This window comes from Curtobacterium sp. Csp2 (assembly GCF_013347165.1).
This window is the reverse complement of the sequence record NZ_CP054593.1, coordinates 3056814-3069466: the sequence shown is the minus strand read 5'-3', so window position 1 is coordinate 3069466 and position 12653 is coordinate 3056814. Positions and strand designations below refer to the sequence as shown.

The window sequence follows — 12653 nt, the reverse complement described above, 5'->3', positions numbered from 1 at the left end:
GCTCGCCGTATTCACCGCTTACTCACCGTTTTACTCTGCCCTTTCGTCCACAGGCCCGACAGCCCGTCAGAGCGTCTGGTGTGGCGCGCGCGTCCGTTCGCTCTGTTGTCTAGTGCGGTCTTGACACTGGTGTCTAGACCGCACTAGACTACTTCTCATGAAGCGGACCGACCTCCTCAGCGAGATCAAGAGCCGTGCCTCCGCTTCATACGCCACTGAGAACAACACACATCGACGGCTCCACCACCGTAGAAGCACAACAAAACAGACACCCCGATGGAGAACCACATGGCAACGCGCAGCACGTACGACGTGCACGTTCATAGAGAGGGCAAGTTCTGGGCGATCGACGTCCCCGGAATCGGTTTCACGCAAGCAACTAGACTCACCTCCGTCGAAGAGACGGCTCGCGACATGGTCGCAATGGTCAAGGATGTCGACGAGGCATCGTTCGATCTGAACGTCGAAATCGTCGTGCCTCACAACGCAGACGATCACGTCAAGCAGGCCCGAGCTCTCCGAGCGGAGGCCGCGCGAATCCAAGCGCAGGCAGCCCTCGAGTCGGCTCGATCTGCCGCCGCACTGAAGCAAGACGGACTCACCTACCGAGAGATCGGACTGGTGCTTGACGTGTCGCATCAGCGCGCACAGCAGCTCGCCTCTTCGGCTCGCTGAACTCACTCCGAGCGCACGACGCCCTCAGGTGCAGAACCTGGGGGCGTCGTGCTGTGTCGACGTCAGTAGCTTCGTCTACGGTCCTGGCCATGGACGCGAACCCCTGCCCCACCTGCGGCCGCGAGCGCGGTACCGGACGCGTGGCGCTCGGTGTCGGCGAGGACGGAGAGGTCCTGCTCGCCGACCCGACGCCGTCCGGGTTCTGCGAGCCCTGCGCGATCGGCATCGACCCGGCGTCGCCGTGGCCACGAGAGCGTCGCCCGGAGTTCCGCGACATGCCGCGCACGGTCTGCGGCTGGGCGGAGATGCCGGACGGCACGCTCGTCGCTCCCGGGGACCAGTACTGACCGATGCCCGAGTACACCTGGTCACCGCCCACGCATCCGGACCCGCCAGAGGACCAACCGCTCGGCATTCCAGCCCCAGACGAGCACCGCACGGTCGATCACGCACCCGCCTGGGCGAAGGTTGACTTCACTCGTACCGGCCACCAACGCGTCCCGGGGTTCGTGGACGCCGTCGGCGACGGCCGCGTCCTGGTGCAGCTCGTCCACATGGGGTTCGCGCACAAGGTGTGGCTGCCGACGTCGCACACTGAGCCTCGTGAGCTCCGCCGGCGAGCGCCCCGCGGATGAGGGCTGGTCACGATCCGCGACGCGCCCTACGCTCGACGTCGTGAAGCTCCTCGTCCTCGCCGCTGCCGGCCTCGCTGCGCTGTCGCTGACCGGTTGCGCTGCAGCGTCGTCCAGCGCCAAGCCCACTCCGACGGAGACCTCGTTCAGGGCGACGGGGACCATCCAAGTGCCGATGGACCTGAACGCCACACTTCCTCTGCAGCACGACGCCCCGACCATCGGCAACCCCTGCATCCCGAAGAGCGGGTTCAGCGACATCGCCGAGGGCAGCCAGGTCGTCGTCCTCGACGAGAACGGCAAGAAGGTCGCCCTCGGCAAGCTGCGCGCCCCGACCCTCGCCAACGGCCCATCAGGCACCGCGTTCTTCCAGTCCGTCTGCCAACTCGACTTCACCGTCGCAGCAGTCCCCGACGGCAGCAAGATCTACTCCGTCCGGATCGGCAACGACAACCGCGGCGAGCAGTCCTACTCGAAGAGCGACCTCACCGCAGGCGTAGCCCTCTCCCTCGTCTGAGCCCAACGACGAAAGACCCCCTCGGGCACGGATGCTCGAGGGGGTCTCGTCGTTCAGGCGGCGCTCGCCGCGGGTCAGCCGGAGGGCGTGTCCGTCGGTGCCGGCGTACAGGTGCCGGGGACGTCGGCGGTGGTGCCGTCGGTGTAGGTGAACCGGAAGACGGTGCCGGCATCGGTCGCGACGCAGTCGATCGACGCGACGCCTCGACCGTCCTTGCCGTCGGTGCCGTTCGCTCCGGCAGCACCCGTGGGTCCCTGCGGGCCCTGCGGGCCAGTCGCGCCGTCTGTGCCTGCCGTTCCGGACGCTCCGGTCTCTCCGGCTGCGCCGGTCGCTCCCGTGGCTCCTGTGGCCCCGGGAGCGCCCTGCGCGCCGTCCTTCCCGTCGCGCCCGTCCCGACCGTCGGCACCGGGCGTCCCGTCGTCGCCGTCGGATCCGTTCTGACCGGCCGCGCCCGTGGCACCCGTCGGTCCGGACGTCGCCTTCGTGGGGACGTCGTCGGGGTTCGTGGTGGACGGCTTGACGCCCTGCTGCTCCGACTCGTCGTACAGCTTGGAGTACTCGTCGAACAGGCGGTCGTACCGGGCCGCGGCCTCGGACGTGTTCTGCCCGAGCTGGAAGTTCCGGGTTCGGAGCGCGTCGATGGTCGCGAACTGCGACGCGACGAGCGCGATGACGGCCCCGATCGCGGTGAGGACCACGACCCAGGTGATGACCGACTGCCAGGCGTTCGCGAAGAGCGCCCGGAAGAAGCGGCTCACGATGCGTGCGCGCGTCATCAGGCACCTCCCTTGAACTGCAGGAAGCCGACGACGGCCGCGATGATCGGCGACGCGACGGCGAGGGCGATCGAGAGGTTCATGTTCTTCCGGAACCGGGTGTTCTCCTCCCGCTGTGCGGCCTCGGCGCGGTCGCGGTCGGATGACTTCGTGTGGAAGTCGTCGATCTCGTCCCGCATCACCTTCATGCGCTCCTCCATGGCCCGCTTGTCGGAGTCGTAGGCGGCCTGCGTGACGACCTTCCCACCGAGCGAGTCGATGGACTGTTGGACTCGTTCGAGTCCGCGCATGAGTTCCCACCCGGTGGGCTCAGGCCCCTGCGGCTCAGGCACAGGTACCCCTTCCATGGGTCAGGTCGGTCAGGACGTCGCGAGGTGCTTCGCGTCGGACGGCTCGTCGGCTGCCGCTTCTGCCTGCGCCTGGGCCTCTTCGAACGTGGACGGCTCGCCGGGAGTGCTCGAGGTCGCCGGGGCCGGCGGGGTGAGCGCAGCCAGGAGGCTAGCGGTGTCGTGCACGGGAACCGCGGTGACGACGGGAACCTGGTCGGCGGCGGTCTCGCGGGCGTCGATGACCTTCGTTGCGTCGGTGCGGATCTGCACGCCGAGCTCGGTGGCGGCGGCCTTCACGATCGCGGTGAGGACGAGGATCGCGTTCGCCTTCGTGAAGTGCCCGTCCGGCGCGACCGCGACGACCGCGGAGAGCACGGCGAACATCAGGGCAGCTCCGGTCTTCGCTGCACCCTGCCAGCGCTTGTCGACCAGCGGCAGCCAGTAGATGACGCCGGTGCCGACGATGGCGAGCACGATCTGGGTGATCGTCTGCCAGCCGAGGAGCGTCCCGGTGCCGGCGGCCTGGGCGGCCTGCAGGATGCCGAAGACGCTGACGAGCAGCGGCAGCAGCGCGGAGGCGTATCGGGAGGAGAGCAGGTTCATCGGAGGTCCTTTGCGTTGGCGACGACGACGGAGCGGGAGGCTCCGAAGTCGCGGATGATGGCGGCGAACTCTGCGCCGTTGATGGTGACGGTCGCGACGCCGGCGCGGGTGAGGGCGTTGACGGTGTCCATCGAGCCGACGATGGTGAACTGCCGGTCCTCGAGCAGCGCGTACCCGCCGCCGTTGTCGCCGCGGACGAGGAACAGCACCCGCCCGTCGTTGCGGAGTGCCGAGGCGAGCTGGATCCGGTTGTGCAGTGCGGCACTGACCGAGATGGTCTGGATCTGCGGACCGCCAAGGCCCTTGATGGTCGCGACGTCGCTCGGGGACATCGCCACGTGGCCGATGCCGGGTACGACGAGAGACTGCCCCTGGGGGCTTGTGACGAGGACGGTCATGGGCTCTTCCTGTTCCTGGTGCTCGGGGCTGGTGGGGGTGATGACGAGCGCCGCGCCGGCGGGACCGGTCGGCGGGTTGGTGACGTTGACGAGCGCTGCGACGAGGCGGGTGACGCGGGCCCGGGACCACTCCTGGTGCCACGGCTCCCCGAACGCGGTGCCGGTGTTCTTCCACCCGTACCTCGTCGCGACCTCCACCCAGATGCGGTGATTCGTCGACGTGAACGAGGTGTCGATGCCGGACCAGATGTCGATCGCCTTGCCGTCGCCGTGGATCGACGTGCCGGGGACAGCGGCGGCCGCCTTGCCGGCCTTCTTGAGCCACCGCTGACCGCGCCAGAAGATGCCGGTCTTGCCGACGAAGTACCGGTCGAGGAAGTAGGCGACCTGCGTCTCGAGCGTCCGATACCCCTCGGCGACGTAGACCTTCTGCCCGGTCCGCTGCCGGAACTCGGCGGCGGCGGCGAGGAGGTACGGCAGCACCTCGATCGCGACGTACTGCTTCCCCGCGGTCGAGATGTCGTCGTTCGCGGGGATGAGCGCGAGCTCGGACGGGGTCAGCTGGCCGTTGCCGCTCACGAGGGAACCTCGCTGAGGTCGGCTACATCCGGGCTGCCCGGGTCTCGTATGGGATCCGGGTCGGGGCCGGGCGGGACGACGATCACGTTGGGGTCGACGTCCGACCAGCTGCGTGACCCGTGGAGCCAGGCGTCGACCCACGTCGAGCCGTCGCCTCGTTCCGCCTCTACGGCGGCAGCCGTCGCGAGCAGCCCGCCGACGTCAGTCACGCCCTCGACGAGGTACTCGCCGCCGCCCGGGTGCTCGAGGAGCACATCGATGGTCGCTGCGGCACCGAGTGGTGCCTCCCAGCCTTGCGTTGCAATCCAAGGGGCCACTTGCGGGTCCTTCCCTTTCGGTCACCAGACGACGGAGATCGCGCCGCGCCCGTTCCATGCCTCGTGGGAAGCGGAAGCGCCGTCGGTGGTTCGGGTGAGCTTGATCGTGTGAGAGCCAGACGCCAGCGCGTACCCCGGGTGGGCGACGTGCCACAGCATCTGCGTGAACTTGCCTTGGTTGTGCACGCGGATCGACGCGATGTTGGTGCCGTCGACGTTGATGTTCAGCGTCCCGGCGTACGAGCCGCCGCTCAGGTACCCGATGAACTGCACGAAGGCACGCAGCGTTGCTGTCCGACCAGCCGGCACGGTCACGGTCGAAGTCAGGAGGTCCTGACTGCCCGACTTCCAGACAGCGCCACCGTCGAGATCGCTCCACTGCGCCACCGTGCGGGGTGCGTTGTAGAGCTGCCCGTCGGCGTAGTTGAGGATCGAGTTGACGTAGAGCGTGTTGACGTAGGCCGAGTCCACGGTCGCCGCGACGGTGCCGCCCTGTGGGAGGGACTGTGAACCGACGAGGAGCGCGCTCGATGACGAGGAGTCGGGCGCGATGCGGAGCATGCCGCCGTTCGCACCATTCGCCAGGCCTTCGATCTGCCCTGCCTGCGCCTCGTTGTCCGCGAAGAAGCGGACCAGGTTCCCGCCGAGCACCGCTCGCTTGCCGGATGAGCCGGTCTGCACGATCGCGCCGGTGATCGTGATGCCGTTGAGGCTGTCGACGTCGATCATGCCGGCGGTGATCTTCTTCGCCTGCACGACGTTCGTGAAGAGGAAGTCGATGACCGCCTGCGAGAGCGTCGCGCCGGACGTGACGAACAGGTTCGACACGTTCGCGGTCTGGAAGTTCGCCGTCGACGCCGCGATCTTCTGCGCGACGAGAGTCGCAATCGCCGCGGAGCCCGCGGTGAGCTTCGCGACGTCGAGGTTTGCGATCACCTCGGACTTGATCTGCTGCGGTGTCCACACCGGCGATGCGAGGGTGCCCGACTGCAGCCACTGCCCCGCGACGTTCTTCGCCGAGTCCCACAGGAACCAGATGGTTCCCGTCGGCGCGGTCCCGGACGGCCCGGCCGACGAGGAGAACAGGATCTGCGGCCGCCCGTCAGCGGTCGCCTGCGCGGCCGCGGCCGCGTTCGACGCTGCGGTCGCGGCCTGCTGTGCGGTCGCGGCTGCGGTGGCCGCGTCCTTCGCAGTCTGGTCGGTGACCTGCACCCACTTCGCGTTCGTGGCGTCGTAGGTCCACGGGGTGTTGTCCGTGGTCCGGATCCAGAGGTTCTGCGCGTTCGCGTTCGCCCCGGTGGGGGCCGACGCCTGGTAGATCACACGGCCCTTGCCGTTCGCGATGCCAGCGGCGGACAGCGCCTGCGAGTTCGCGTTATCGGCCGCGGTCTGCGCCGTCGCCGCGTTCGCCTTGGCCGTGTCTGCCGTCGACTGTGCGGCCGCTGCCGCGGTCTTCGCAGCGTCCGCCGCGGACTGGGCGGTCGCTGCGTTCGTCTTCGCGGTATCGGCCGTCGACTGTGCGGTCGCGGCTGCCGCCGAGGCGGTCGCGGCGGCCTGCGCGGCGGCCGTCGCGTCGGTGATGTTCACCAGCTCGACGTCGTCGAAGTAGACCGTCACGCCCGCGGCGTTGGCGAACGCGATCCGGGCGCGCAGATGCGTCACGCCCGAAGCCGGCACCGTGTAGGTGATCTCCTGCATGGTGAAGGCGCTGGAGGTCGGGGCCGTCGAGCTGCCCGCGTCCGACCACGCCGGCGACGATGCGGAGGCGTCGTACTTCTGCAGACGGAGCCCGCCGGTCACCGATCCGGTGCCGGTGTTCACCGCCTGCGCCCACCAGCGGTACCGCCAGGTGTCGCCGGGCTTGACGGGGAACATGCCCTGGCGGATCTCGCCGGAGGTGGTCGCCTGCCATGCCTTCGAGCCGCTGCGAACCTTCGTCGTCTGAACGGCGATGGTGCCCTTGCTCGAGGCGTCCCAGGAATCGAAGTCGAACTCGGCTCCGCCGTTGGTGAGGACGCCGCCGGCGATCGCGACTGCCTTCGCCGCGGCGGTGTCGGCCGCTGCCTTCGCGGTGTCCGCCGCGCTCTGCGCGGTCGCGGCGTTTGTCTTCGCCTGGTCAGCTGTGGTCTGTGCCGCGGCGGCCGCCTGTCCCGCGTTGTTGGCGGTGGCCTGCGCAGCGTCGGCGGCGGACTTCGCCGTGTTCGCGGAGGCCTGGGCGGCGTCCGCGGCGCTCTTCGCGGTATTCGCCGCGGTCTGCGCGGTCTGGGCGTTGGTGAGCGCCTGCGCGGCGTCCGCGGCTCGGGACTGCAGGGAGACGGGTGCGTACATCGCGGTGACCTGAGAGGAGAACGTCGGGGAGACGTTGAAGATCCCGTCGCCGCCGGCCTGTTCCGCCCACAGCAGGTCCAGCACGTGCCAGCCCGCGGAAAGCGTGAATGACACGGCGATGACGGAACCCGAGGACGTGCCGCGCGAGTACACGCTGACGCCGTCGACGTAGAACTGTGCTCCGTCGTCGTGCTGCAGGTTGACCGTGAACGTCTTCGCCGAGGGGACCTGCACCATGGTGCGGAGCAGCCCGATGTACTGGTCCCCGAGGCCCGACGCGAGGGTCGCGCCGTCGGCGACGTACGAGCTCGCGGTCGGAGCCGCGGCGAGGATCATCGCGTAAGACGGGATCGTCCCCGCGACGGAACTCACCGGATAGAGGGCGCGCAGCCAGGTGCTCGCCTGCGCGGTGTCGCGGTCGCTCGAGAACGTGGCGAATGCGGCGAGATCGGCCCGGGCCTGCGCCGCGGTGGCGTTCGAGCGGGCCGTGTCGGCCTGCGCCTGAGCGGTGGCGGCGTTGGCCTTCGCCGTGTCCGCGGTCGTCTGCGCGGCGGCCGCGGCCTGCCCGGCGTTGTTCGCCGTGGTCTGGGCGGCGTTAGCGGCCGTCTGTGCGTTCGCGGCCTTCGTGTCCGCGGCGGACGCGGCCTGTCCGGCTGAGGTTGCGGAGCTCTGCGCCGTGGACGCGGCGGAGGCTGCGTCGCCGGCGCGGGTGATCGCGGTGTCGACGTCTGCGGACAGACCGTCGATCTGCTGGTCGAACGCGTCGGAGATCTGCTGCTGCGCGTCCGCGAGCGCGGCGCGGGCGACGTCGAGGTTCGTGTCGGCGAGCTCGAGGCGGGCGTCGAGTTCGGACATGCTCGCGTCGATGAGGTCGCCGAGCTGGGAGACGCCGGCGTTCGCGTCGGCGATACCGTCCTGCAGGTCGCTGACGGCGTCGTTCGCGATGGCGGCGTCGGCGATGACCTGGTCGACCGTGACTGCGTCGTCCGTCTCGCCGACCGTGGAGGTCGAGAGCTGCTGGGTCGCTTCGATCGCGCGAAGGCGTCGTTCGAAGTCGGCCCAGAGCGCGGGGACGCGCGGGTCGAGGTCGGTCATTGCGGCACTCCTGTCCCGTAGGTGAACGAGTCGGTCAGTTCGAGGTCGCACTCTGTGGTGCCGTCGGGGTTGTCCGCGAGGTCGACGATGCGGTGCCAGAGGCCGAAGCGGCCGTACCGGGGCACGTCGCCCTGCACGAAGATGTCGTCGCCGCGGTTGTAGGAACCGCGGGGCGAGTTCGGGTGGTCGAGGACGGTGATCCGTGAGACGGCGAGCGTGGGGGTGCGCGCTGCCAGTTCGACGCGGAGCCGGGCGTCCATGTCGGTGGCGCTCTTGACGTCCTTCGAGGTGAAGGTCGCGACCTGGCGAAGCTTGCCGTTGCGGATGGTGATGGTGCGGCGGATCGCGCCGACGCCTTCGCCGGCCCCGACGCCGAAGACCGAGTTCGTGGCGTTCTCGTTGGACTCGGGCTCGAGCTCGGTGACGATGTTGACGCCCTGCACGAACGATGGGTCGCCGTCGCCGGAGAGACGGCGGCCCAGGCGCGGGTAGGCGATGACGAGCTCGGTCTGGGGGAGGTCGTTCCGGTCCCAGGTGGATCGCTCGTACCAGTCGAACGGGGTGCTCGAGGCGAGGTCGTTGAGCTTGCTGCCGCAGTCCGGGGCTTCCCACGGCAGGAGCGTGTACGCGCCGCCGTCGTCCTTCGCCGCCTTGGACGCTGCCACCTTCGCGGCGTACGCGGCGTCCTTGTCGGCCTTCTTGCGGGCGACGACGCCGGCCTGCGCGTCGACGGCGTCGGAGCGCTGGGTGATGATGCCCTGCTGTGCTGCCTTGGCGTTCGTGACCTGGTTGACGGCGGTCTGAGCAGCCGCGATACGGGCCTGGTCCTTCGCCTTCTTCGCGGCGGACAGTTCGGCGTTCGCCGCTTCGGACTGCCGCACGAGCGCGGAGTACCCGGACCGCGCGTCGCTGACCGCGTCGCGGAGCGTCTTGAGCTTGGCGTTCTCGGCGTTGTAGGCGTTCACCGCGGCCGTGTACGCCTCGAGGGTGTCGGCCTTGTTCTGCGTGGAGAAGCTGCCGGTGCGGACGCTGGTCTTCCCGGTGACGGTGAGTCCGATGTTGGAGTCGGGGAATGACTGCACGTGCGCGACGAGGAGTCGGACGATGTCGGCTGGGTCGACCTGCGCGCCGTAGTACGGGGCACCCTCGTAGGGCTTGCCGAACAGGTACCGGGCCATCGACTTCACGACGATCTGCGCGGACTGGTCGGGGTAGGTGATCGAGTCGACGATGCCGCGGAAGCGGATCGTGCCCTCGTCGTCGAGCGTGACGATCGTGCCCTGCTCCCAGAACACCGGGTTCCCGTCCGCGGCGACCTGCATCGCCGCGGACGGGCCGAGGGTGAGGGTGAGGGAGCCGACCGCGGACAGGGGGCTGCCGACGGGGCCGCGGCTGATGCCGGGGAAGTCGTAGGAGAGGACTTCCTTCGTTGTTGCCCGCTGGATGATGAACCGTTCGGTCACTGCGGGTCTCCTTCGGCTCAGGCGGCGGCTTCGAGGAACTCCACGTCCCAGAAGATCTGCGTCGTGAGGTTGAACTGCAGGCCGCCGGTGGAGGAAGCGGGGCGACGGTTGCCGTACGCGCGGAGACGCTGGCTCGTACCCCGCATCGACGCGGGCACGGCGAGGGTGTCCTCGACGATGTAGAGCAGGCGGGTGCTGCCTGGTGCCTGCTCCTGGTAGTACGTCGAGGCGGTCGCGAGGGTGTCGCCGATGCGGGCGGTGAGGTCGCCAGCGACGTTCGCTGAGTTGTTCGTCAGACCGACGATCGTCATGCGGATATTGACCGCGGTGGCCCAGTCGGGTACGTCGACCGAGAGCGCAGAGACCTTGCCGTCGTCAGGGGCGGGGGCGGCCGACGACGAAGCGATGCTGAACGCTGCGGACACCTGGGCCTGCTGGACGCGGCGGCGGCTGCGAGGCCGGGCGACGCTGCGGAGGTCGACGATCATCGCGGACGTGACGACTGCGTTGTTCGCGGGCTGGTCGATGCGGGCGAGCGCGTACCCGGTCGTGCCGGCGTACTGGGCGATGTCCTGCAGCCGCTTCGTGCCGGCGGGGACGCCCGGGATCACGACGAACCGCGTGTACGGGCCCTTGACGAGGTCGGTGGGGGTCTGCGCGTTCGAGTCCACGTTGGGGTTGTCCACCAGGCACGCGACCAGGTCGGAGCGGCCCGCGGAGGATCCGGTGCCGGCGATCTTCACCGAGTCCGAGTCCGCCGTCGGGTTCCGCACCGTGTACGCCTGCTGCGGGCTGATCCGGTTGAGGATCGACGCGCTGCCGGAGAGCACCTTCGCGCCCGGGCCTGCCTGGTCGAGCGGGACGACCTTGAGGTCACCGGAGGTGGTGACGCCTTCGCTGCCGCCGCAGGCGAGGTAGGCGAGCTGCCGGGCGACGTCGCCGCCGTGCTCGGCCTGGCCGCCGATGAACCAGGGAACGCCGTCGAGGGCCATGAGCAGTGCCTTTCGTCAGGGTGCGAGAGTCGCCGAGCGCCACATGAGCGTCGCGGTCGGGTTGCCGGTCGAGGACGATCCGGTGAGGGTGAGCGATCCCGGGCCCGGGGACAGGACCCCGTCGGTGAGGAGATCCGAGTTGCGGGTGAGGGAGGCGATCTTCGTGCCGTTGCGCAGCACCGACATGCGGCCCGGACGGGTGTCGATCGTGAGCGTCTCGTCATAGGCGAGCGAGGTCTGCGCGGCGTACTTGGCGACGCCGGCGATCTCGATCCCGGGGTTGAGGATCGCGCCGCGGATCGTCGCGACGAACGGGGTCGGCTCGGAGCCGGCGACGGTGAACGTGTTCGCGCGGGTCGTGTACCCGCGGGCGACCAGCGGTTCCTTGAGCGGGGCGACGAGGCCGCCGCCCTGGGAGATCGCGAACGGGACCGTCAGCTGGTCGGGTGCTCCGTACCAGAGCTTGTCGACCTGCCGGAAGGTGGTCTGGACCGTCATCATCTTCGCCTCGGGCGAGACGTCCGACGGGGAGATCTTCCGGGGCCGCCCGAACGCGGAGCGGCCCCGGGGCGACACGAGCTCTGCGAGCGCGCCGGGGGCCGATCGCACCGCGGCGGCGTTCCAGTAGGAGGCGAGCTGGTTGAACCGGTCCCACATCTCGGCTTCGCTGCTGCCGAGGATGCCGAACGTCACTCCGATCGTGCGGCCGTGGTGGAAGTCCATGCCGACTTGCGTGCCGTCCGCTCGAGCGCTGTCGACGTCGCCGTCGGCGATGTCGTAGTCGGCGATGTCCGGCGTCACTCGGAGGTAGATGCCAGAGGCGTCGGTGAACTTGACGTCGACGCCCGGGTATCGGAGACCCCACGGTTCAGGCATCAGCGTCCACCGTTCCTCTTGCTCTCGTAGCGGTCGAAGGCCCAGCGGGCCTCCTCCATGTCGCGTCGGGTGTTCCCCGACGACTGGAAGGTCGGCGCGAACACCGCAGCGCCGCGCGCGCCGGCGTCGACGACCGATCGGACGACGACTCGTTCCTGGGGCACGTAGGACACCGCCCCGCCGTTGGCGTACCGGGGGACCTTGCCCTGCTGGATCGCCTGGCGCAGCCCGTACACCGCTGCCTGCCCGCCGAGGCGCGCAACGTCGCTCGCGGTGAGCACGTGCTCGCCGTTCGAGAGCAGAGCGTGGATCGAGTCGGAGGTCCCCGTCCCGGGCCCGTGGACAGCGCCACCGGAGGCATAGGCGGCCTTGGCGACGCCGGGTGCAGCGCCGGCATCGATCGCCTGCTGGACGAGCACCTGACGGACCGAGATCACCCGGCCGTCGTTCCGCGCGATGAACGCGTCGAGCTGGCCCTGCGCGGCGGCGGTCTCCGCGACCATCGTGATGGTCTTCCCGTTCGGGATCGCGAGGACGCGGTTCTTGAGATCGTCGGCCTGCGCGCCGGCCTGGCCCGCGTTGTTCGTGAACAGGGTTGCCCAGGACTGCGGGGTGCCCATCACCTTGTTCGCGTAGTCTTCGGCGGCCTGTCCGGTGATCCCGTACGCCCCGAGCGCGTTGATGAGCGCCTGACGCCCCTCGGCGAGCTTCCCCGTCGCGACGTCCTGCGAGCCGGACTGCTCGAACAGCGCCGCGGCCGAGCTCTTCGCCGCCGACGCGATTCCGTCGATCGCGGACGACGCGTTCCGGCCAGCCTCGGACCCGAGGTCGAAGCTGGTCTTCGCTGCATCGAGGGCGTTCGTGTTCTCCTTGACCGAGTCGGACGCGTCGTCGATCGCCTGCTGGAACTGCCGCTCGGCGTCGTTGACGTCGAGCTGCCCCTTGCCGAAGTTCTTGATCGCGTCGGCGAGGCCATCGATGTCCTGAGTGCCCTGCTGCGCTTTGCCGGAGAGCTCGTCGAGCTTCTTCTTCTGCTCGTCCGCGGCCTCGGACATCAGCTTCATCGCGAGCGA

General features: G+C 69.4%; 13 protein-coding genes. 3 read left to right on the top strand and 10 right to left on the bottom strand.

Annotated elements, in window-relative coordinates; genetic code table 11:
• Window positions 1–276 precede the first annotated feature (276 nt).
• The 3 genes from HUN59_RS14910 (at window position 277) to HUN59_RS14900 (ending at window position 1824) form a co-directional block, all read left to right on the top strand.
• On the top strand, window positions 277–675 hold the full coding sequence (locus tag HUN59_RS14910) for a hypothetical protein (protein WP_174778805.1): 399 nt from the start codon (window positions 277–279) through the stop codon (window positions 673–675).
• A gap of 89 nt (window positions 676–764) precedes the next feature.
• Window positions 765–1022, top strand: coding sequence for a hypothetical protein (locus HUN59_RS14905; protein ID WP_174778804.1), 258 nt, complete (start codon window positions 765–767; stop codon window positions 1020–1022).
• A gap of 328 nt (window positions 1023–1350) precedes the next feature.
• Entirely contained in the window at window positions 1351–1824 is a 474-nt protein-coding gene (locus HUN59_RS14900; RefSeq protein WP_174778803.1) for a hypothetical protein, read from the top strand.
• Between the two features lie 74 nt (window positions 1825–1898).
• Here the strand turns inward: HUN59_RS14900 and HUN59_RS14895 are convergent, their stop codons facing one another.
• The 10 genes from HUN59_RS14895 to HUN59_RS14850 form a co-directional block, all read right to left on the bottom strand.
• Window positions 1899–2600 carry a collagen-like protein gene (locus HUN59_RS14895; protein WP_174778802.1) on the bottom strand — a complete coding sequence of 234 codons (702 nt, stop codon included), beginning with the start codon at window positions 2598–2600 and terminating at the stop codon, window positions 1899–1901.
• Window positions 2600–2932: a hypothetical protein gene (locus HUN59_RS14890; RefSeq protein WP_174778801.1), complete on the bottom strand. Its 333-nt coding sequence runs from the start codon at window positions 2930–2932 to the stop codon at window positions 2600–2602. The genes HUN59_RS14895 and HUN59_RS14890 overlap by 1 nt, the downstream gene beginning before the upstream one ends.
• A 27-nt stretch (window positions 2933–2959) precedes the next feature.
• Window positions 2960–3532: a hypothetical protein gene (locus HUN59_RS14885; protein WP_174778800.1), complete on the bottom strand. Its 573-nt coding sequence runs from the start codon at window positions 3530–3532 to the stop codon at window positions 2960–2962.
• The gene (locus tag HUN59_RS14880; RefSeq protein ID WP_174778799.1) at window positions 3529–4509 is read right to left on the bottom strand and encodes a M15 family metallopeptidase; all 981 of its coding nucleotides are present in this window, start codon (window positions 4507–4509) and stop codon (window positions 3529–3531) included. The genes HUN59_RS14885 and HUN59_RS14880 overlap by 4 nt, the downstream gene beginning before the upstream one ends.
• Entirely contained in the window at window positions 4506–4826 is a 321-nt protein-coding gene (locus HUN59_RS14875) for a hypothetical protein (RefSeq protein ID WP_217483564.1), read from the bottom strand. The genes HUN59_RS14880 and HUN59_RS14875 overlap by 4 nt, the downstream gene beginning before the upstream one ends.
• Before the next feature lie 21 nt (window positions 4827–4847).
• Window positions 4848–8249 carry a hypothetical protein gene (locus HUN59_RS14870; protein ID WP_174778797.1) on the bottom strand — a complete coding sequence of 1134 codons (3402 nt, stop codon included), beginning with the start codon at window positions 8247–8249 and terminating at the stop codon, window positions 4848–4850.
• Complete coding sequence (locus HUN59_RS14865) at window positions 8246–9712, bottom strand: hypothetical protein (RefSeq protein ID WP_174778796.1); 1467 nt, start codon at window positions 9710–9712, stop codon at window positions 8246–8248. The genes HUN59_RS14870 and HUN59_RS14865 overlap by 4 nt, the downstream gene beginning before the upstream one ends.
• 17 nt (window positions 9713–9729) lie before the next feature.
• A complete protein-coding gene (locus HUN59_RS14860; protein ID WP_174778795.1) occupies window positions 9730–10704 on the bottom strand; it encodes a hypothetical protein in 975 nt (324 codons plus the stop codon).
• A gap of 15 nt (window positions 10705–10719) precedes the next feature.
• Window positions 10720–11580, bottom strand: coding sequence for a hypothetical protein (locus HUN59_RS14855; RefSeq protein ID WP_174777129.1), 861 nt, complete (start codon window positions 11578–11580; stop codon window positions 10720–10722).
• Window positions 11580–12653, bottom strand: a 1074-nt coding sequence (locus HUN59_RS14850) for a hypothetical protein (RefSeq protein WP_217483563.1), incomplete at its 5' end; no start/stop codon positions are given. The genes HUN59_RS14850 and HUN59_RS14855, both read right to left, overlap by 1 nt.